Here is a 20,536-nt window from a genome sequence, read left to right on the forward strand (position 1 = left end):
GATCGGCGCGCAGCGCCGAGACGGATGAGGGGTGTTCCAGCGGAGTGAGGCGTTGGCATTCCCTGGAGCACCCCTTATCCGTCGCCTTCGGCGACACCTTCTCCCGCAAGGGGAGAAGGGAGAATCGCGCTACTCCCTTGCGATAATCTCCTGGCCGTCGATAACCAGTCTCAGCCCCAGATTGCCGGCCTTGCGGCGGGCGAGGAAGCGCGGGCGGCGCATGGTGGAGGCGCGGCCCTTGCGGCGCTCCTGCGGCGGCAGCGCCTTGATGGCAGCGCCGAGCGATTCTTCCAGCGTGCGGGCGATGCCATCGGCCTCGATCAGCAGCATCGGCAGGCGATAGGCGTCGGCCCAGGCGCGCCAGTCGGCGGCGACGTCCTCGAGATCGTCGGCGACAAGCAGCGGCACCGACAGCATCGGATCATTGTGCAGGAGTTCGAGCGTCACGGTGACATTGCCGTCCGGATCCTCCATGGCGCGGGCGGCGACGCCGCGGAACGCATTGGGGGGCAGCGCGATGATCGCTGGCACGCCGCTCATCTCCAGCACACGGCGGATGACCGCGCCGCGCTGGTCGATGGTGAAGGTCACATCGCCATAGTCGTCGCGGGTGGCGTAGCTCACCATCTGCGGCAGGCGAAACGGGTCGAGACGCATGTTGCGCCCGGCCCAGACTGGCTTCAGTCCAGTGTTCATCGATGTCTTCCCTGTTAGTCCTGAGGGCCGTTTTCCGGTTCTCTCAGGGCCGGTTTTTCCGGCCTCGTTATGGGAAGAAATATTAGCGCTCGCTTCTTACCGGCGCGCTTAAGAAAGTCGGTTAAATTTTGCTGATCTGAGCCGATGGTTATCGGAATGCGACCGGCCACCGGATCCAGGAAGGATCAGATAACCTTACCGGGATTCATGATGCCGGCCGGATCGAAGGCCGCCTTCACGCGGCGCATCAGGTCGATCGCCATCGGCGGGGCCGTGGCTATCAGCTCGTCGCGCTTCAATTGGCCGATGCCGTGCTCGGCCGAGATCGAGCCATGGACGGAGCGCACGACATCGTGCACGGCGTGGTTCATAGGGTGGTAGAGTTCGAGGAACGCCTCGTCCTGCCAATCCACGGGACGCGAGATGTTGTAGTGCAGATTGCCGTCGCCCATGTGACCGAAGCAGACCACGCGCGCGCCGGGGCAGACCCCCTCCACCACGCCGGCCGCCTTTTCGATGAACTCGGGGATCGAGGCGGTCGGCACCGAAATGTCGTGCTTGATCGAAGCGCCCTCGGGCTTCTGGCACTCGGGAAGCGTCTCGCGGAAATTCCAGAAGGCGTCGCCCTGGGCAAGGCTTGCCGACACCACCGCGTCGCCGACGATGCCCTGCTCGAGAGCCTCGGCCAGGATTTCTTCGATCAGCGCCCTGCCGTCTTCCTCGGAGCGGCCGGACGAGATCTGCATCAGCACATACCACGGCCAGTCGTCGGCCAGCGGCCGCGTGATGCCTTGCCCGTGCTTGAGCGTGAAATCGTATGGCCTTTTGCCGATCAGCTCGAAAGCGGTCAACGACGCGCCGGCCCTGTCCATCGCCAGGGTGAACAGCGACAGCGCGTCTTTTGGCGACGATGGCAGGCCGGCAAAGGCTACCTCCCTGCCCTTCGGCTTCGGAAAGAGTTTCAGCACCGCGGCGGTGATGATGCCGAGCGTGCCTTCGGCACCGACGAAGAGGTTCTTCAGATCGTAGCCGGTGTTGTCCTTCTTCAGCTTGCGCAAATCGTCGAACACCTCGCCGGTCGGCAGCACCACTTCAACGCCGAGGCAGAGCTCGCGCGCATTGCCATAGGCAAGCACACCGGTGCCGCCGGCGTTGGAGGAGAGATTGCCGCCGATCTGGCAGGAGCCCTGGGCAGCGAGCGAGAGCGGAAACAGCCGATCGGCGGCGTCGGCCGCCTCCTGCAGCGTCTGCAGGATGACGCCGGCCTCGACCGTCACCGTGTTCGACAGAACGTCGATCTCGCGGATGCGGTTCAGCCGCGATAGCGAGAGCACGATGTCGCGGCCGGATTTGTCCGGCACCTGGGCGCCGACCAATCCGGTGTTGCCGCTTTGCGGCACAATCGGCGTTCCGGTCTCGGTCGCAAGGCGCATGATACGGCTCACTTCCTCGACGCTGCCGGGGCGCAGCACCAGCGATGTCCGGCCGTGCCATAGGCCGCGCCGCTCGGTGATGTAAGGCGCGATGTCGGCCTGGTCGCGCAATGCATATTTGTCGCCGACGATGGCCGCGAAACGGTTGATGATGGCGGGATCGAGATCGAAGGGCTGATCGTTCATGGCGAGAACCTAGAGCAATTCCAGGAAAAGTGCGAAGCGGTTTCCGTCCGGAATTGCGTCAAAACAAAGAGATAGACTCAGCGGTCTTGTCACGTGGCGCGGCGGCGCGGGCGAGCCGGTCATTGATCGCCTCGCCCAGGCCCTCGAACGGGATCGGCTCGACGGCGATGGCCGCGGCGCCGACACGGTCGAGCGCCTGCATATAGGCGAAGAGGTTGCTTGCCGCTTCGCGCAGGTCGCCCCTTTCGGATAGGTTGCGCAGCGCAACGGCCCGTTCCCAGCCCTCGGCGCGGTTGCCGCCGAACGCAAGCAACGCCTCGCCTTCGGCAATTTTCCCGACGTTGAGCCGCATCGCAGCGCCCGGCGCGTAATGCGAGGCGAGCATGCCCGGCGCCTCGATGCCGCCGGCGCCGCGCGACAATTTCGCGCCAGCCACCGTCTCGATCTCCTCCGCGCCGATGCCGCCGGGCCGCAGCAGCCGCAACTTGCCGTTCTCGACCTTGAGAATAGTCGATTCCAGGCCGACCGGCGTCGCGCCGCCATCAACGACCAGCCTGATCCTGTCGCCGAGATCGGCGGCGACCGCCTGCGCTGTCGTGCCGCTGATCTTTCCGGAGGAATTGGCGCTTGGGGCGGCGAGCGGCCTGCCGAGGCGCGAGATCAGTTCGCCACCGAAACCACGCGGCATGCGCAGCGCGATCGTGTCCAGCCCCGCGGTGACCAGCGGATGGATACCGTTGCCGGCGCGCTGCGGCAGCACCAGCGTCAGCGGACCGGGCCAGAAGGCTTCGGCCAGTTTTGCCGACAGCGGGTCGAAGCTGGCGATACGGTCCGCCATCGCGCGATCAGCGACATGGGCGATCAGCGGATTGAAGCGCGGCCGGCCCTTGACCTCGAAAATACGCGCTACGGCAACGCCGTTGCTGGCGTCGCCCGCCAGGCCATAAACTGTTTCGGTCGGGATGGCGACGACGTCACCGCCTTCGAGCAGCGCCAATGCCTGCTCCATAGCCTCGCCGATCGCCAGTATCTCAGCCAAATCCGCCACCAATCCTGAACATGCCGGTCCCGTAATACGGCCGCTTCCATCGGGCAAGTGCGGGCATTGGCGATTTATCAATCCCTAAAATGTTAAGTTTCCATGCAAGCCGGCTTCAATCGGACGGCCCTAGGGTGCGGGTTCAATGCGGTTGCGGGCTTGGGAGTTTGTAATGCGTTTGCTCGGAGCGTTCGGTATCAGCCTTCTGGCGATGAACGGCGCGGCACATGCTTCATCAATCGTCGTGGTGGCACCCTCGACCTCGACGCCTTCGGTTATCAGGCTGAATGCGATCGACCCGACCAAGCTGTCCGCGGCCTCGGCGCCGTCGATCATAGCGCTTGGCGATCCCATGCCCGCCGTCACCGACGAAAAGGTCGCGGCAATTCCCGAGAAGTCCGGGCACCAGCAAGCCCCGATGATCATTCGCGGCGGCATCGTCGGCGGCGCTTTCGCAACACCCGCGGCGACCGCGGCGGCCAAGCCCGCAACACCGACGACCGCACCGGCAGCCACCGCGCCGGCGAACGGCTCGTCGCCGGCAGTGCCCGCGAACGGCACCGCAACCGCTTCGAACGGCACCAGCAAAACCGGCAGCCAGCCGGCCGCGACAGCCAATGCGTCGGGCGGCGCGCAGCCGCCGAATGCCCAGCCGCTGCCGCGCGTCGGCAAGGCGATGTAGGCACTGGATACCGCCTCGATGTGAGACGCGATTTCCGCGCGGTCAGCCGACGATTTTTGAAAAATCCGCGACCTGATCGGTGGCGGCGCGGATGCGGGCGAGCAGCGCCAGACGGTTGGCGCGCACGGCCTGGTCCTCATCATTCACGAGAACGCCCTCAAAGAATGAATCAACCGGTTCGCGCAATACGCTAAGCGCCAGCATGGCAGCGGAAAAATCTTCATTTTGAATTGCTTGGCCGGCTTCCTTCTCGGCCTGATTCACCGCGGCATAGAGCTTCTTTTCCGCGCCCTCGCGGAACAGAGCCGGCTCAACGGTTTCGGCGATGAGCGTTTTCTTCTTCTCTTCGGCGGCAAGGATGTTGGCGGCGCGCTTGGTTCCGGCAAGCAGGTTCTTGCCCTCGTCAGTGTCGAGCAAGGAACCCAGCGCCTCGACGCGGCGAACGATCTGCAGCAGGTCGTCGGACTGCGGCGTGATGACGGCATCGATCAGGTCGTGCCGCGCGCCCTGGTCGCGGAGGTAGACTTTCAAGCGGTCGTGGAAGAAGGCGAGGAGGTCGGACGACTGATCCGCGTCGTTCTTGAAGTTTCCAAAGGCCTTGCCGAAAATAGCCTTCAGCGCCAGACGAATGCGGTTCTCGATGAGGATTCTGACAACGCCAAGCGCGGCTCGCCGCAGCGCAAAGGGGTCCTTGCTGCCGGTCGGCTTCTCGTCGATCGCCCAAAAGCCGGTCAGCGTGTCGAGCTTGTCGGCGAGCGCGACCGCAACCGAGACCGGATCGGTCGGCACGCAGTCGGAAGGACCCTGCGGCTTGTAATGCTCCTCGGCCGCCGCCGCGACCGATGGGTGCTCGCCTTGCAGCAGCGCGTATTTGCGGCCCATGGCGCCCTGCAATTCGGGGAACTCGCCGACCACTTCGGTTTGCAGATCGGCCTTGGCTAAGACGGCAGCCCGGCTTGCGAGCGCGGTAATCTCCCCCCTCGAGGGGGAGATGTCGCCGAAGGCGACAGAGGGGGTCGCCTCGCGTAGAGCGCCGACGCTGCCTCTCGCCGCAGAAGATGTCGGCGCTTCAGGCGCGGCGACCCCCTCTGGCCTGCCGGCCATCTCCCCCTCGAGGGGGGAGATCGACTTCGCCACCACAGCCGCAAGCTCTTCAGCCAGCCGCTTGATACGCGCGACCCGCGCGCCTTGCGTGCCCAGCTTGGCATGGAAGGTGACGTTGAGATGATCGAGGCGCGCCATGCGCTGATCGAGCGGCTTCTTCAAATCCAGGTCAAACTTCGCCGCCGATTCCTTCAGCTGGTCGAGGTCGGGCAGATCGCCCTGGTCGGTCTTCCAGAAATAGAGCGCATCGGACAGGCGGGCGCGCACCACCTTGCCGTTGCCGTAGGCGATTTCCTTGCCGCCGTCGGTCGCTTCGATGTTGGCGACCAGGACGAAGCGGTTCGACAGGTTTTCGCCCGCGGCCTGCGGCCGGGTGACGAAACACTTCTGGTTGGCGCGGATGGTGAGGCGGATGACCTCGCCTGGAATGGTGAGGAAATCCTGCTCGAACTCGCCCATCAGCACGACCGGCCATTCGACCAGGCCAGAGACTTCCTCCAGCAGGCCCTCGTCCTCGACGAGGTCGAGGCCGTTGGCGAAGGCGGTGTTGCGGGCGTCGGCCAGGATGATCTCCTTGCGGCGGTCGGCATCGAGCACGACCTTGGCCGCTTCGAGCTTCGCCACATAGTCGTCGAAGCGGCGCACGGCGATCGGGCCCGGCGCGTGGAAGCGATGGCCATAGGTGACGTTGCCTGAGCGGATGCCGTCGATCTCGAAATCGACCACCACCGGCTCCTCGGTCTCCGGGCCGAAGGTGCAGACGATCGACTGCAGCGGCCGCACCCAGCGCAGCGAGCCGGGTTTCGCCGAGGCCGGCCCCCAGCGCATCGATTTCGGCCAAGGGAAGTTCCTGATGATGCCCGGCACCAGCTCGGCAATGATCTCTTCCGCTGCCCTACCCGGCTTCACGATATCGGCGACGTAGAAGTCGCCCTTCTTCGGGTCGGAATGGACATGGGCGTCCGCGATCGACGAAAGACCGGCCTTGCGCAGGAAGCCCTGCACGGCCTGCTCGGGGGCCGTGGTCGAGGGCCCCTTGATCTCTTCGTGGATATCCTTGGAGCGCGCAGTCAAGCCACGGATGTCGAGGGCCAGGCGCCGCGGTGTCCAGTATTCGCGCGCCGCCTCATAAGTCAGGCCCGCCTCGACCAGACCGTCGGTCAGCATCTTCCTGAGGTCGCCGGCAGCCTTGCGCTGCATGCGGGCGGGAATTTCCTCGGAGCGAAGTTCGAGCAGCAAGTCGGGCATTGATTGGTTCCCTACCCTCCCCTTGATGGGGAGGGTCGGCGCGCAGCGCCGTAACGAATGGGCGGGAAATAGCAACTCGGTCGGCCGCTGTCACCCCGCAAGCAGATCGCCTCTTCAAGCGATTTCACGGAATTTTTCGACCCACTGTCGGGTAGGCGCCGCCCCGCCCGTCCTTGGAGCAGAACTTCCCATGAACCAAACACTGCGCTGAAGCGACAAACGCTCAGGCAGAGACCTATTGGCTGAACGGCGATGAAGACGGCATCGAGAACCCTGCAGATCCTGGCGCTCAGCGCCTGCTTCGCCGCCCAGGCGCATGGCACGATCACGATGCCGGGGGTCAGGCAGGCGCTGCGCACGATCGACGGCGCATCGGCGAAGATCATGTTGCCGGCCGGCGCCGCCATCGAGCCTGTGAAAGCCGTAGCGGCTTAAGTCGCCGCCAGCCCGCCCGCCCGCGTCTTGAGGAACGCCTCGCCACAAGCCTTGGCCAGATTGCGCACGCGCAGGATATAGCTTTGCCGCTCGGTGACCGAGATCACGCCGCGCGCGTCGAGCAGGTTGAAGACATGGCTTGCCTTGATGCACTGGTCGTAGGCCGGGAAGACCATGCGGTGGTACCCCTCCCCCTTGAGGGGAGGGTGGCCAGACGAAGTCTGGTCGGGAGGGGTCGCCCGCGACACGCTCGACGCATTTCTCGCGGTGCCTTCAGCGAGGACCCCCTCTGTCGGCTTCGCCGACATCTCCCCCTCAAGGGGGGAGATTGTCGCCCCTGCGGCGAGCAGCGCCTTGCACTCGGCCTCGGCGTCCTCGAAATGCCTCAGCAGCATCGCGGTGTTGGCGAATTCGAAATTGTGGCGCGAATATTCCTGCTCGGCCTGCAGGAAGACATCGCCATAGGTGACTTTCTCGGCGCCCTCACGGCCGTTGAAGTTCAGGTCGTAGACATTGTCGACGCCCTGAACATACATGGCGAGCCGCTCCAGCCCGTAGGTCAGCTCGCCCGCCACCGGCGCGCATTCGATGCCGCAGACCTGCTGGAAATAGGTGAACTGCGAGACTTCCATGCCGTCGCACCAGCACTCCCAGCCAAGCCCCCAGGCGCCCAGCGTCGGGCTTTCCCAGTCGTCCTCGACGAAGCGGATGTCGTGCAGGAGCGGATCGACGCCGATCGCTTCCAGCGAGCCGAGATAGAGCTCCTGCAGGTTCGGCGGATTGGGCTTCAGGATCACCTGGTACTGGTAATAGTGCTGGAGCCGATTCGGGTTCTCGCCGTAGCGGCCGTCCTTCGGCCGGCGCGAAGGCTGGACGTAAGCGGCGTTCCAGCGCAGCGGGCCCAGCGCGCGCAAGGTGGTCGCCGGATGAAAAGTGCCGGCGCCGACTTCCATGTCGTAGGGCTGCAGGATGAGGCAACCATAGTCCGCCCAGTAATTGTGCAAGGTCAGGATCAGCCCCTGGAAGGAGCGGCTGGGATGCATGTGGGCGGGGATCTCGATGGTCACGGCGGCCTCGGAAAGCGCAGGATGACGCTTCCCTAGTTGCCGGGCCGCCGAGCGTCAAGGCGGTGGCTCGCGCCCGGCAAGGCGGAAAGCTTTGCGGCGGGCTGGCCCATTGCCGTCGAGCGGCGGTCGCCGTTTGCTCCGTTGCGCTCCAACGACAGAGGTTTCGCTATGTCCGGTCAACTCACTGTACGACCCGTCACAAGGCAGGATTACGAGCAATGGCTGCCGCTGTGGGACGGCTACAACGCGTTTTACGGGCGCTCCGGCCCGACGGCGCTTGCCGGCGAAATCACGCAGATGACCTGGTCGCGTTTCTTCGACGCCTATGAGCCGGTGCATGCGTTCGTGGCCGAGCGCGATGGCAATCTGCTCGGCCTCGTCCACTATCTCTATCATCGCTCGACGACGTCGATCGCGCCGAGCTGCTACCTGCAGGATCTCTTCACCACGCAGGCCGCGCGCGGCCAAGGCGTCGGCCGGGCGCTGATCGAAGGCGTCTATGAGCGCGCCAGGCAAGCGGGCGCGAACCGCGTCTATTGGCTGACGCATGAGACGAACCACACGGCGATGCAGCTTTACGACAAAATAGGCGAGAAGTCCGGGTTCGTCGTCTACAGAGAGATGTTCTGAAAATGCAGCGGGGCCCCGAAGGGCCCCGCCAGAAACTCAATACTGCAAACGCTCAGCCTTTCGGCGCGGGCGCCGGCACCGGCTTTGCCTTGGGAGTTTCCTGCGCGGTGTTGGACTCGATCGGCGGCAGGCCCTTGAGCAACTTCTGCTGCAAGGTGGCGAGCACATCCGGATCCGGCTTCAGGTCGCGCGCCTGGTTCCACTGGTAGGTTGCCTCGAGCTTGCGGCCGACGCGCCAGTAGGCATCGCCGAGATGGTCGTTCAGGACCGGATCCTCGGGCTTCAGCGAAACGGCGCGCTCCATCTCGCGCACGGCATCGTCGAAGCGGCCCATCCGGTAATAGGCCCAGCCGAGCGAATCGACGATGTAGCCGTCGTTCGGCCGCAGATCCACGGCCTTCTGGATCATCGCCAGGCCTTCCTTGAGGTTCATGTTCATGTCGACCCAGGAATAGCCGAGATAGTTCATGACCTGCGGCTGGTCGGGCTGCAACTCCAGCGCCTTGCGGAAGTTGGGTTCGGCCTTCGGCCATTCCTTCAGCCGCTCATAAGCGATGCCGCGCTGGTAAAAGATGTTCCAGTTGGCGGCCGTCGGCGTCTTCAGCTGCTCGACGGCCTTGTCATAAAGATTGGCGGCCGAGCGGAAATCTTCCTTCGAGCCATAGACGCCGCCAAGCGCCAGATAGGCGCGCATGTCCTCCGGATGCTTGTCGAGATAGGCCTTGAGATGGGCGATGGCCTCGTCATGCTTGTCGAGATCGGCGAGGTTGAGGCCGAGCTGGAGATCGGAAAGCTCCTTCAGCGGCGAGGACGCCGGGATGCGGCGGTAAAGCGAGATGGCGCCCTCGCCGTCCTTGAGCTGCTCGGCGACGGCGGCAAGCTGCACCAGGGCCGCATCGCTGTCCGGCTTCAGCGCCAGCGCATATTGCAGGTATAGCCGCACGAAGGGCTCGCCGCCGCGGTTGAGCGCGGTGGCAAGGTCGAGCAGGATTTCGGACGCGCCGTCGGCCGGGCCGGCGACGAGCGGCTCGATCTTGTCCCCCTTGGCGATGCGGTCGCGCAGGGTGGTGATTTCAAGCTTGCCCGGCGCGAAGGCCTCGGCCTGGTTCAACACCGCCAGCGCCTTCGACTTGTCGCCCTTGCGGACGAGAAACGAGGCATAGGCCTGCGCATTGCGCATCCAGGTTTCGGGCGCGGAGCCGCCGGCCGTGGTGTCGGCCAGCGTGGCGGCGTAGAGTTCATCGGCCTTGTCGTTCAGGCCGGCGGCGTCGGCGATCAGCGCGCGGTGGAACGACTTGAACAAGCCGAACCAGTCCGGGCCCTTGAGCTTGTCGATGGAATCCATCGCCTCGGACGCGTTGCCGGCGCCCTGCTTGGCCCAGCCGTCCATGACGCCGGAGAGCAACCGGTCGAGATCGGATTCGAGCGAGAGCTTCAGCCAGTACTGCGCCTTGGCGTAGTCCTTCTTGTGGAAGGAATCTATGGCCAGCGCCAAGCGCGAGAAGCGCTCTACGTCCGGCACCTCCTTCAGCTTGTCGGCATAGACCAGCGATTCCTCGAAGCGGCCTTGCGCGACGAGAGCCAGCATCAGGCTCTGCTGCAGATCCTTATCGTTCGGCGCAAAGGCCAGCGCCTGCTTGTAATAAGCGATCGCGTCGTCGAGATCGTTGTCGCTCTCGGCGATATGAGCCGCGAGATAGGCGCCCGAGAATGACGTGATCTGCAGCGGTTGGGCCTCTTCCTTGGCCTGGACCGGCAGCACCCAAAGCGCCACACCGGTCAAAAATGCCAGCCTCGTCAGCCAGCGCGCACGTCCTTGCCGCATCGTATCCCTTTCAGCCAGACGCGATCCCGCCCTTGGAGGACCGCCCACAGACTCGATCTTTTCGGGTCAAAGCATGGCCTTTTTGGGGTCGGGCTTCAATCCGCAGCGAATCACAATGCAATCATCCGGCTTAAAAAACGATGCCGCGCCAGCGAAAAATGCCGCGCGGAGGCCGGGATGCCCATATGCCGGCATCGGATTGCCTACAGATAGGTATCGCTGAATCCGCTGGCGGCAACCGCATCGCACAGGCCGAACCATTCGCAGCCGGAGCACGCCTGGCGCGTCAGGCCGGCGGAAAAAGCCTTCCGCATCCCGGCCAGGCTGGAGGCATCCAGCACGAGCATGTCTCCGTCCCGGATCGGCCGGTTGAGGAAAGCCCCCACGTCACGCGCGGCGAGCCGGTCCCGCTCGGCGGCGCTCTCGCGCAGGCAATGCGGCTCCGGTTCGCCGAGCAGCGGGGCGCAGATGTCGTCCGGGCCGGAAACGATCATAACCGCCTCCCCCTCGCCCAACCGCTTCACCACCTTGTCGTAATTGGCGGTGAAGGCCGGCGAGTAGCCCTTGCCGACATAGGTCAGCAGGCAGAGGAGATGATGGGCGCGCAGCCTGACGGTCATCGCGTCCCGGACGAGTGGTCGCCTTGCTCCGCACGATCGGTGGAAAAGAGCTTCAGCGTCGCCGCGCCCAGCGCCGACTTGAGCAGGCCGCCGACGATGAAGGGCAGGAAACCGAAGGTGATGGCCTTTTCCGTGCCGATCATGACGGCAAGCCAGGCCGTGCCGAGAACCAGGCAAAGCAGGTTGCCGATGAGCATGGCGGCGAAGGCAAGCATGACGCGCTTGCCGTTCCAGCCGCGTTCGGCCAGCCAGCCGACGACGGCGCCGACGACCGGGAAAGCGAAGAGATAGCCGCCGGTCGGACCGACGAAATGTTGTATCCCGGCCGCTCCGCCCGCCAGCACCGGAAATCCTGCCGCGCCCTCAACGAGCCAGGCGGCGATGGTGAGCGCACCGAAGCGCCAGCCATAAAGCGCGCCGACCAGGGTGACGGCGAAGGTCTGCATGGTCACCGGAACCGGCACCATCGGCACTTCGATATAGGACGACAGCGCCAGGAACAGCGAGCCGAGAATCACGGCGCCGATCTGCCAGGCGAGCGAACGGCTGTGCAACTGCAACGGGCTGAAAGAGGGCTTGTAGGTGGAAACGGCTGCGTTGGTCACGGTGTCTTCCCTGGCTGGATTCGAATTATAGATAATTTTCGAACTTCATCTATTATCGAATCCATATTTTTGCAGAGATGGCAAGTCCGTCTGCGACACGGCGTTGCGAGCAGATGGCGGACACAGACGATCCGGGTCGTACCGGATTGCGCCGAAGCGTGATATTGACGCCGATCGCGATGCGACGAGGTCCGCTACCCGACAATGGCGAAGGCGTCGCGGGTCTTGCCGGAAGCGGTCTTGACCGGCTTCTGGCCGATCCATTGCACGTGCCGTCCGAGCGTCGCGGCCGCCGATTCGGTGTTGCCTTGCCTCAGCGCGCTCAGGATCGCCCGATGATCCTGGTCGGTGCGGGTTTCCCATTCCGAGCGCCAGGCCGCGAACAGGAAACGAGCGCTCGCGGCATGCAGGTCGTCGATGGTGGAGAGCAGGCGCGGCATGTTGCAGGGCGCCAGGATCAGCCGGTGGAAGGTGCGATTGGCCTCTTCCCAGGAGCGCACGTCGCGGGATTTGTCGCCGGCCTTGGTCGCCTCCTCTGCCTGATCAAGGATCGACGCCGTCAGATGCGGCGCGGCATGGCGCAGCGCCAGCACTTCGAGCGCAGCGCGCATCTCGGCCACCTCCCTCACCTCGCCGAGATCGAAGGAAGCGACGCGCACGCCGCGGCGCGGCTCGCTGATCGCCAACCCTTGAGCCTCCAGACGCCGGAAGGCCTCGCGCACCGGGACATGGCTGGTGTTGAATTCCTCGGCGACATGGTCCTGGCGCAGCCGCGAACCGGGCTCGATCGCGCCCGAAATGATGCGGTCCGCCAGTTCCTTGCTGATGCGGACGGCGATCGTGTCTTCTGTGCTGGCCATATTTTATAGATAATTTGCCGGACCGCTCCTTGTCGAGACGGCCGGCACGGGATTCACAGGCGCCCTGCCCGGCGGATGCAGGGCATGCAGGCAGGCCGAAGGCTCAGTTCACCCGGCTGATGCAGAAATCGATGACGTCGATCAAAGCCGACTTCTGTGGCGTCGCCTCAAGCGGCGCCAGCGCGTCGCGGGCGATCTCGCCGAAATGGCGGGCGCGGCCGATCGTATCGGCGATGGCGCCGTGGCGGGCCATCAGGCCGATCGCCTTTTCGAGCCCGGCATCGTCGGTGACATTTTCCTCGATGGCGCGCTTCCAGAAGCTGCGCTCGGCCTTGGTGCCGCGCCGGTAGGCGAGGATCACAGGCAGCGTCACCTTGCCCTCGCGGAAATCGTCGCCGACATTCTTGCCGAGATCCTTGCTCGAGCCGCCATAATCCAGCGCGTCGTCGATGAGCTGGAAGGCAAGGCCGAGATTCATGCCGTAGGAGCGCAGCGCGGCGCGGTCGGTGCGCGAGGCCAGGGCGATCACCGGTCCCACTTCGGCGGCGGCCGAGAACAGCGCCGCGGTCTTGGCCTTGATGACGGCGAAATGCTCGTCCTCGGTGGTTTCGAGGTTCTTGGCGGCGGCAAGCTGCATCACCTCGCCCTCGGCGATGATGGAGGCCGCAGCCGACAGGATATCCAAGGCCTCCAGCGAGCCGACCTCGACCATCATGCGGAAAGCCTGGCCGAGCAGGAAATCGCCAACGAGCACGCTCGCCTGATTGCCCCAGATCATGCGCGCCGTCTTCTTGCCGCGGCGCAGCGCGCTCTCGTCGACCACGTCGTCATGCAGAAGCGTCGCCGTGTGCATGAATTCGACGGCGGTCGCGAGCTTGACATGGCCTTCGCCGGAATAGCCGAACATCTGCGCGGCGGCGAGCGTGAGCATCGGCCTGAGCCGCTTGCCGCCCGACGAGATCAGGTGATTGGCGATCTCCGGGATCATCTCGACGTCGGAGCCGGCCTTGGACAGGATCAACTCGTTGACGCGCCCCATGTCGGCGGCTGTCAGATCGATCAAATCCTTGATGGAAGCGGGTTCCCGCTTGCCTTCGATGTTGAGAACGACACCCACCACGACAACTCCCGTCAATTTGACGCGTACGACGCCCCCTTGAAACTCCCCGCGCTGAAACGAGTTCAGGCGGCGCGCTTCAAGTCTTCGTTTTGATGCATGTCGTTGTCCCAGAACCGCTGCGCACTTCTGGGCGACATGCACTAGTCCCGCGCCGACTCTAGGGCGGCACAACCGGGCACGGCAAGAGGCGAATTGGCGCGGCTTTGCCGGCGATGTGTCCGCCTACGTTTACACGGACGCCACAACCTGCGATTTTCGTTCCATGATCGAGCTTGTCCGCACCAATGACGCCGTCGTCATCTCCTTCGTCGAATCGCTGATGCGCGATGCCGGTATCGCCTGTTTCGTCGCCGACCAGAATATGAGCGTGCTCGACGGCTCGCTCGGCATCCTGCCCCGGCGCGTGATGGTCGATGCCGAGAAAGTCGACGCCGCGCGCCGCATCCTCAAGGATGCCGGCATCGAGAACGAGATCCGCAAAAAGTGATGGCAACCAGCGCCGTCCCCGTCCCGGATACGCCGGCGCACACGGTCGATGCCTTTCATCGTGGACGCTTCTGGCTGGTGCAGCCGAGCCGGGGCGGTCATCGCGCCGGCATGGACGCCATGACGCTGGCGGCCGCCGTGCCGTCCGGCTTTTCCGGCCGGCTCGCCGATTTCGGCGCGGGCGCCGGCGCGGCCGCCCTTGCCGTGCTGTCGCGCTGCCCGGCGGCGCGGGCCGTCCTGGTCGAGCGCTCGACCGAAATGGCGGAGTTCGCCGCCGCCACACTTTCGCACCCCGGCAATGCGCATCTTGGCGACCGCGCTTCGGTGCTGGCGGCCGACGTGACGCTGACCGGTCGGGCGCGGAGCGAGGCCGGGCTTGCCGACAACTCCTTCGACTTCGTCATCATGAATCCGCCGTTCAACGCAGCCGAGGATCGCTCGACGCCCGACACGCTGCGCAGAGAGGCGCATGTGACGGAGGACGGGCTGTTCGAGCGCTGGATCAGAAGCGCCGCCGCCGTCGTCAGGCCGCGCGGCGGGCTGGCCGTCATCGCACGGCCCGAGCAGCTCGTTGCCATCCTCGACGCGATCGAGGGGCGCTTCGGCGACGCCGAGATGCTGTGCGTGCATCCGCGGCCGGACGCAGCGGCGATCCGTATCGTCGTCAGGGCGGCGCTCGGGGCGCGCGGAAAATTGTCGATCCGCCCGCCGCTCACCTTGCACGGACCGACCGGCAACGCGCCGGCGGAACGAACGGAAATGATCAACAATGGCCTGGCATCGCTGTTCGGCGATTGATCCCGGGCGCGCGATGCGGCATTGCCGTTGGGTGGCGAATTCCTACATGCCAAGCAATGACGTCGCGCCTGAGAGACACTGCCAACCTGCTTGGTTTCATCCAGTTCCTTCGCATTTGGTCCGGAGACAACAGTTCGTGAAACGCCTTTTCAATCGCCTGCTGCCGAAATCCTGGCGCTCGACAGTCGTCACCATTCCGGTCATCCGGCTGCAAGGCGCCATCATGCCGGGCGGCGGCCAGTTCCGGCCGAGCCTGTCGCTCGCCTCGACGGCGGGGCTTATTGAGAAGGCGTTCGGCTTCGACGCGCCGGCGGTCGCCATCTCGATCAACTCGCCCGGCGGCTCGCCGGTGCAGTCGCGACTGATCTTCAAACGCATCCGCGACCTGGCGGCGGAGAAGAACAAGAAGGTGCTGGTCTTCGTCGAGGACGTGGCGGCTTCCGGCGGCTACATGATCGCGGTCGCAGGCGACGAGATCTTCGCCGACCCGTCCTCGATCGTCGGCTCGATCGGCGTGGTCTCGGCCTCTTTCGGCTTCCCCGAACTGATGAAGAAGATCGGCGTCGAGCGGCGCGTCCACACCGCCGGCCAGAACAAGGCCGTGCTCGATCCGTTCAAGCCCGAGAAGAAGGAGGACGTCGAGCGGCTGAAGGCGCTGCAGCTTGAAGTGCACGAGACCTTCATCGACCTCGTCAAGGAGCGGCGCGGCAGCAAGCTCAAGGACGATCCGGACCTGTTCACCGGCCTGTTCTGGACCGCCAAGCGAGGCCTCGAGCTCGGCCTTGTCGATGCGCTGGGCGATATGCGCAGCGTGCTCAAGACCCGTTTCGGCGAGAAGACGCAGCTCAAGCTGATCACCGCGCCGCGCGGTCTGTTCGGCCGTTTCGGCCTGTTCGGCTCGCGTTTCTCAGCGGCCGATATCGCCGCTGCTGCCGCAAACGGCGTCCTCGATGCGGCGGAAGAGCGCGCACTGTGGGCGCGCTTCGGGCTTTGAAAAAGCCATGATTGCGTCTAGCATGGCCGCTTGACCGACCCATTCGGCCGGCCTTGCCGCGAGAACGCGGGAGGAGTTTGATATGCCGCAGATCATTTTCTTCGCCGTTGTCGGCGCCGCCGCTTACTTCGGCTATCGCGCTTTCGTGCGTGAGGCCGAACGCGTGACGGCCAAGATCCGGCGTACCGAGAAACAGGCGGCGAACGGCACGATGGGAACGCTGGTCAAGGATCCGAAGACCGGCGAATACCGTCTGGCCAAGGACTGAAGCCATCTCGCCAGCAGTCGACATTCTGGAACCCGGCACAGAAGTCCGGACGTGGCTTGCGCCGGCCAAGATCAATCTGGCGCTGCATGTCACCGGACAGCGCTCCGACGGCTACCACCTCATCGACAGCCTTGCCGTCTTCACCCGCTTCGGCGACCGGCTCGATATCGAGCCGGCTGAGCAGGACGAATTCTCCGTGTCTGGCCGTTATGCCGCCGGCCTGCCGCTCGACGACGGCAATCTGGTTGTGAAGGCGCGTGATGCCTTGCGCCGGGAGGCTGGCGTGCACAATACGCCGCCCGTCGCCATCAGGCTGGAGAAGAACCTGCCGATCGCCTCCGGCGTCGGCGGCGGCTCGAGCGACGCGGCGGCCGCGCTCAACGGCCTGGCGCGGCTCTGGAAGCTCGATATCGGCGATGGTTCGCTGGCCCGGATCGGGCTTTCGCTCGGCGCCGACCTGCCGATGTGCCTGACGTCAAAGCCGCTGGTCGCGCGCGGCATCGGCGATGAGGTGTCGCCGCTCTCCGCATTTCCGGCGCTCGGCCTGGTGCTGGTCAATCCGGGCATCGCGGTCTCGACACCGGACGTGTTCAAGGCGCTATCCAGCCGCGACAACGAAGCGCTGCCGCCGCTGCCGAAACGGCTCGACTTCCACGCCATCCGAAACTGGCTGGAGGCGACGCGCAACGATCTCGAACCCGCCGCGCGTTCGATCGAACCTGCGATCGGCGAGGCGCTCAAGGTGCTCAGGCGTGCCGACGCCGCGTTCGCGCGCATGTCCGGCTCGGGCGCCACATGCTTCGGCCTGTTCGAGACCGGCAATGTCGCCAAGCGCGCCGCGATCGCGATCCGCGCCCGCCATCCCGACTGGTTCGTCGCCGCGACGCGCAGCATGGAGGTGAGCGGTGGCGAAGCTTGACGAAAGCCGGCCCTTCATTCCGGTGCGCATCGCGGTGCTGACCGTCTCCGACACACGCAGCTTTGCCGACGACAAGTCCGGCCAGACGCTGGCCGACCGCATCGCGGAAGCCGGCCATACGCTTGCCGCGCGCGATATCGTGACCGACGACCGCGACAAGATCCGCGACAAGGTGCTTGGCTGGTCGAGGGACGAAAACATCGATGTCGTCATCACCACCGGGGGCACCGGCTTTACCGGCCGCGACGTGACGCCGGAGGCGTTGGAGCCGATCTTCGAAAAGCGCATGGACGGCTTTTCGGAAGTCTTCCACCGCATCTCCTACGACAAGATTGGCACCTCGACGATTCAGAGCCGGGCGACCGGCGGCGTTGTCAACGCGACCTTCGTCTTCGTGCTGCCGGGCTCGCCCGGCGCCTGCAGGGACGCCTGGGACGGCATCATCAAGGCTCAGCTCGACTACCGGCACATGCCCTGCAACTTCGTCGAGATCATGCCGCGGCTGGACGAGCATCTTCGGCGCGGCGGCAAGCCCGCCTCGTAACCGCAGGCATCACTTCGGCGGCGCCACCCAGATTTCGGCGTTCAACCGCCTGGTCGCCAGGCCGCGTGCCAGGGCTTCGGCGCTGCGCGCGCTCTTTGCCAGAGCCGAGGCCTGACGCTTGCTGACGACAAGCCCCTCCGCCAGCGCCCGGTTGCCCGAAAAGACGCGGGCCAGGAAAGGCGCGCGATCGGCCCGGGCGCGCGAGAAGCGCGCCGGCATGGTCTGTTTTGCCGTGTGGGCGACGACCTCGTCGATCCAGCCCTCGGCAAGCCGGGCGCCGGGTTCCAGAAGCAGCAGCCAATCGCCCTTGGCCTGGCCTATGCCCACGGCGATCCCGCCGCTCACATAATGACAGCCGGCATGCTCGGCCACCCGGTGCGTCTGGTCGGCGGAACCTTGATCGCAGACGATCACGTCCCGCACCACGCCTTCGACCGCGCCGCCGACCAGCGAGGCGAGCGTACGGGCGAGGCCCTCTTCGTCATTCTTGGTTTCGATGAGAACGCTGAGCATTTTTAGCCGAATAGCGGAAAGCGCGGCGATGCGCCAGTTGCGCGCCCAAGCGAAAAAGTTCTTGCTTTGTTCTCATCGGCGAAATAGGAATAGTTTCATGAACAGAGCGATTCGACAGCCTGCGGACAGTCCCTGGGAGAGGGCGAAAATGGAACAGATCGTGCGCGCCGACATTGCCGCTTTCGGAGCAGGAAGAGCCGAAATGGCAAATGCGATGATCGAGCAGAGCGGCATGCGCGTGCGGCCCGACCGCAATCGCGGCCGCTCGGCCGGCATCAACCCATCCGGCCGGTTCGAGCCGGTCAGCCGGCATGTCTTCGACGACGGCTGGAACTCGCTGGAGGAACTGCCGCCGTTCAAGACGGAAGTGCAGGTCGAAAAGCCGCGCACGATCATCACGCGCAACGAATCGCCCGACATTTCCTTCGACCGCTCGATCAATCCCTATCGCGGCTGCGAGCATGGCTGCGTCTACTGCTTCGCCAGGCCAACGCATGCCTTCATGGGCCTGTCACCGGGACTCGATTTCGAATCGAAGCTGTTCGCCAAGCCGGATGCGGCGCGCATGCTGGACAGGGAATTGTCGAAGCCGGGCTATCAGCCGCGCACCATCGCCATCGGCACCAACACCGATCCCTACCAGCCGATAGAGAAACAATACCGGATCATGCGCGAGATCCTGGAAGTGTTGGAGGCGCGCGGCCACCCTGTCGGTATCGTGACGAAGTCGGCGCTGGTGACGCGCGATATCGACATCCTGTCGCGCATGGCCGAGCGCGGCCTTGCCAAGGTGGCGCTATCGGTGACGACGATGGACCGGATGCTGGCGAGAACGATGGAGCCGCGCGCGTCGACGCCGACGAAGCGGCTGGAGGCGATCAGACAGCTTTCGGATGCCGGCATTCCGGCATCCGTGATGGTGGCGCCGATTACCCCCGGCCTCACCGATCAGGAGATGGAGCGCATCCTCGATTCGGCCAGAGCCGCAGGCGCGCGGGAGGCCGGCTACGTCATCCTGCGCCTGCCGCTCGAAGTGGCGCCGATCTTCAAGGACTGGCTGTTGCGGCATTATCCGGACCGCTACCGGCATGTGATGTCGCTGATCCGCTCGATGCGCGACGGCAAGGATTACGATTCCGAATGGGGCAAGCGCATGAAGGGCGCCGGTCCCTATGCCTGGCAGATCGGCCGGCGCTTCGAGATCGCCGCCAAGCGGCTCGGCCTCAATGTCGAGCGACGGCAGCTTCGCACCGACCAATTCGTCGCAGGCTCAGGCGCCGGCGAGCAGCTGATGCTGCTTTGACGTCGGCACCGGCCGTGACGGGACGGCGCTAAGCACTTCCAGGTAAAGTGATTTTCCGTCTGGAATTGTTATTTTATTCGAAATTCCGTCCGGCCCATGTCCCCCGGCCGTGAGACGGTGCCTTCCCGGTCCGACGCCCCATCGACCCGGAAGGACTTGCGGAGAATCGGAGCCGATGCGAACCTCGCCGCACCATGGCTCGCGCGCGTTCCGATTCTCCGCTTCTCTTTGAAATGGTCGAGAAGCCCGACTTCTCGATCGAGACGAAGGCGATGGCGGACGGGCTGTGGCCAGTTGCCGGCATGGACGAGGCAGGCCGCGGTCCGCTCGCGGGTCCGGTGGTGGCCGCCGCGGTGGTGCTCAACCCCGCCAATATTCCGGAAGGCCTCGACGATTCCAAACGCCTCACCCATTTGCAGCGCGAGGCGCTGTTCCTGAAGATTCTCGGCTCGGCGCTCAGCGTCTCGATGGCCTCGATCAGCGCCGAAGGCATCGACAACAGCAACATTCTGAAAGCAAGCCTGGAAGCGATGCGCCGCGCGGCCGCGGGTCTCTCGCTGCAGCCGAAACTCGCCTTGGCCGATGGCCGCGACATTCCGCCTGGTCTCGCCTGCGAAGGCCGGGCGCTGATCAAAGGCGACCAGCGCTCGCAATCGATCGCCGCCGCCTCGATCGTCGCCAAGGTGATGCGCGACCGCATGATGTGCGGCTGCGGCGGGCACCACGAACATTACGGCTTCGAAGTGCATATGGGCTACGCGACGGTCCGGCACCGCACCGCCATCGAGGCGCACGGCCCGGTGGCAAGGCTGCACCGCGCCTCGTTCGCGCCGTTCCGGTTGGGTGGGGCTGAGATAGCAGAAGAGGAAGAGAGCTTCGCCGGGCTGGAATAATCTCCCCCCTTGAGGGAGATGGTCGGCAGGCAGACGGGGTCGCCTCGCGTGAAGCGCCGACCTCCTTCCCTCCCCACAAAATCGTTGGAGCTCGACGCGCCAGGACCCCCTGTGTCGCCTTCGGCGACATCTCCCCCTCGAGGGCATATGCGCTAAGATAGCTTTGGCATGGCTTGAAACTTGCGCTTTCGTGGTGGCTCGCGCCAACGATGTCGCAAGGCATGGAGATTCTGGCGCAGGGTTGCCAAGGGCGGCTGAGTAAAGATGG

General features: G+C 65.0%; 22 protein-coding genes. 11 read left to right on the forward strand and 11 right to left on the reverse strand.

The window, feature by feature from the left end; genetic code table 11:
* Positions 1–129 precede the first annotated feature (129 nt).
* From O7A05_RS19295 to O7A05_RS19305, 3 genes are all read right to left on the reverse strand, one after another.
* Complete coding sequence (locus tag O7A05_RS19295; protein WP_337094581.1) at positions 130–696, reverse strand: DUF6101 family protein; 567 nt, start codon at positions 694–696, stop codon at positions 130–132.
* A 185-nt stretch (positions 697–881) separates the two neighbouring features.
* Positions 882–2,315, reverse strand: a complete 1,434-nt coding sequence (locus O7A05_RS19300; RefSeq protein WP_337094582.1) for an FAD-binding oxidoreductase — start codon at positions 2,313–2,315, stop codon at positions 882–884.
* 58 nt (positions 2,316–2,373) lie between these two features.
* On the reverse strand, positions 2,374–3,354 hold the full coding sequence (locus tag O7A05_RS19305) for an L-threonylcarbamoyladenylate synthase (protein WP_337094583.1): 981 nt from the start codon (positions 3,352–3,354) through the stop codon (positions 2,374–2,376).
* 172 nt (positions 3,355–3,526) lie between these two features.
* Between O7A05_RS19305 and O7A05_RS19310 the strand changes: the two genes are divergently transcribed.
* Complete coding sequence (locus O7A05_RS19310) at positions 3,527–4,036, forward strand: hypothetical protein (RefSeq protein WP_337094584.1); 510 nt, start codon at positions 3,527–3,529, stop codon at positions 4,034–4,036.
* 42 nt (positions 4,037–4,078) lie between these two features.
* Here O7A05_RS19310 and glyS read toward each other — a convergent pair whose 3' ends face one another.
* Positions 4,079–6,388, reverse strand: coding sequence for a glycine--tRNA ligase subunit beta (gene glyS, locus O7A05_RS19315; RefSeq protein WP_337094585.1), 2,310 nt, complete (start codon positions 6,386–6,388; stop codon positions 4,079–4,081).
* Positions 6,389–6,640: 252 nt separating this feature from the next.
* Here glyS and O7A05_RS19320 point away from each other — a divergent pair, with 252 nt between their 5' ends.
* Positions 6,641–6,823, forward strand: a complete 183-nt coding sequence (locus tag O7A05_RS19320) for a hypothetical protein (protein WP_337094586.1) — start codon at positions 6,641–6,643, stop codon at positions 6,821–6,823.
* Here the strand turns inward: O7A05_RS19320 and O7A05_RS19325 are convergent.
* Entirely contained in the window at positions 6,820–7,890 is a 1,071-nt protein-coding gene (locus tag O7A05_RS19325; RefSeq protein WP_337094587.1) for a glycine--tRNA ligase subunit alpha, read from the reverse strand. The two genes, O7A05_RS19320 and O7A05_RS19325, sit on opposite strands and share 4 nt — an antisense overlap.
* Positions 7,891–8,058: 168 nt before the next feature.
* Between O7A05_RS19325 and O7A05_RS19330 the strand changes: the two genes are divergently transcribed.
* A complete protein-coding gene (locus O7A05_RS19330) occupies positions 8,059–8,520 on the forward strand; it encodes a GNAT family N-acetyltransferase (RefSeq protein ID WP_337094588.1) in 462 nt (153 codons plus the stop codon).
* 52 nt (positions 8,521–8,572) lie between these two features.
* Here O7A05_RS19330 and O7A05_RS19335 read toward each other — a convergent pair whose 3' ends face one another.
* The 5 genes from O7A05_RS19335 to O7A05_RS19355 form a co-directional block, all read right to left on the reverse strand.
* Positions 8,573–10,345, reverse strand: a complete 1,773-nt coding sequence (locus O7A05_RS19335; protein WP_337094589.1) for a tetratricopeptide repeat protein — start codon at positions 10,343–10,345, stop codon at positions 8,573–8,575.
* A gap of 203 nt (positions 10,346–10,548) precedes the next feature.
* A complete protein-coding gene (locus O7A05_RS19340) occupies positions 10,549–10,965 on the reverse strand; it encodes a DUF1284 domain-containing protein (RefSeq protein WP_337094590.1) in 417 nt (138 codons plus the stop codon).
* Positions 10,962–11,570 carry a biotin transporter BioY gene (locus tag O7A05_RS19345; RefSeq protein ID WP_337094591.1) on the reverse strand — a complete coding sequence of 203 codons (609 nt, stop codon included), beginning with the start codon at positions 11,568–11,570 and terminating at the stop codon, positions 10,962–10,964. Before O7A05_RS19345 ends, O7A05_RS19340 begins: the two co-directional genes overlap by 4 nt.
* 194 nt (positions 11,571–11,764) lie before the next feature.
* A complete protein-coding gene (locus tag O7A05_RS19350; RefSeq protein WP_337094592.1) occupies positions 11,765–12,430 on the reverse strand; it encodes a GntR family transcriptional regulator in 666 nt (221 codons plus the stop codon).
* 103 nt (positions 12,431–12,533) lie between these two features.
* Positions 12,534–13,547, reverse strand: a complete 1,014-nt coding sequence (locus O7A05_RS19355; RefSeq protein ID WP_337094603.1) for a polyprenyl synthetase family protein — start codon at positions 13,545–13,547, stop codon at positions 12,534–12,536.
* A 265-nt stretch (positions 13,548–13,812) separates the two neighbouring features.
* Between O7A05_RS19355 and O7A05_RS19360 the strand changes: the two genes are divergently transcribed.
* From O7A05_RS19360 to moaB, 6 genes are all read left to right on the forward strand, one after another.
* Positions 13,813–14,037, forward strand: a complete 225-nt coding sequence (locus tag O7A05_RS19360; RefSeq protein WP_027164594.1) for a putative signal transducing protein — start codon at positions 13,813–13,815, stop codon at positions 14,035–14,037.
* Positions 14,037–14,834, forward strand: coding sequence for a tRNA1(Val) (adenine(37)-N6)-methyltransferase (locus O7A05_RS19365; RefSeq protein ID WP_337094593.1), 798 nt, complete (start codon positions 14,037–14,039; stop codon positions 14,832–14,834). The genes O7A05_RS19360 and O7A05_RS19365 overlap by 1 nt, the downstream gene beginning before the upstream one ends.
* A gap of 136 nt (positions 14,835–14,970) precedes the next feature.
* Positions 14,971–15,828 (forward strand): S49 family peptidase, encoded by an 858-nt coding sequence (locus tag O7A05_RS19370; protein ID WP_337094594.1) that lies wholly within the window; start codon positions 14,971–14,973, stop codon positions 15,826–15,828.
* An 82-nt stretch (positions 15,829–15,910) separates the two neighbouring features.
* Positions 15,911–16,096 (forward strand): membrane protein, encoded by a 186-nt coding sequence (locus tag O7A05_RS19375; protein WP_027164591.1) that lies wholly within the window; start codon positions 15,911–15,913, stop codon positions 16,094–16,096.
* A 25-nt stretch (positions 16,097–16,121) separates the two neighbouring features.
* A complete protein-coding gene (locus O7A05_RS19380; RefSeq protein WP_337094604.1) occupies positions 16,122–17,015 on the forward strand; it encodes a 4-(cytidine 5'-diphospho)-2-C-methyl-D-erythritol kinase in 894 nt (297 codons plus the stop codon).
* Positions 17,002–17,559: a molybdenum cofactor biosynthesis protein B gene (moaB, locus tag O7A05_RS19385; protein ID WP_337094595.1), complete on the forward strand. Its 558-nt coding sequence runs from the start codon at positions 17,002–17,004 to the stop codon at positions 17,557–17,559. Before O7A05_RS19380 ends, moaB begins: the two co-directional genes overlap by 14 nt.
* 9 nt (positions 17,560–17,568) lie before the next feature.
* Here moaB and O7A05_RS19390 read toward each other — a convergent pair whose 3' ends face one another.
* Entirely contained in the window at positions 17,569–18,072 is a 504-nt protein-coding gene (locus tag O7A05_RS19390) for a glycosyltransferase family 2 protein (RefSeq protein WP_337094596.1), read from the reverse strand.
* A gap of 148 nt (positions 18,073–18,220) precedes the next feature.
* Here O7A05_RS19390 and O7A05_RS19395 point away from each other — a divergent pair, with 148 nt between their 5' ends.
* Entirely contained in the window at positions 18,221–19,375 is a 1,155-nt protein-coding gene (locus O7A05_RS19395) for a PA0069 family radical SAM protein (RefSeq protein ID WP_337094597.1), read from the forward strand.
* A gap of 194 nt (positions 19,376–19,569) precedes the next feature.
* A complete protein-coding gene (locus O7A05_RS19400) occupies positions 19,570–20,268 on the forward strand; it encodes a ribonuclease HII (RefSeq protein ID WP_337094598.1) in 699 nt (232 codons plus the stop codon).
* Positions 20,269–20,536 lie beyond the last annotated feature (268 nt).

It is taken from the genome of Mesorhizobium argentiipisi (SeqCode) (assembly GCF_037179585.1).
Lineage (GTDB): Bacteria > Pseudomonadota > Alphaproteobacteria > Rhizobiales > Rhizobiaceae > Mesorhizobium > Mesorhizobium argentiipisi.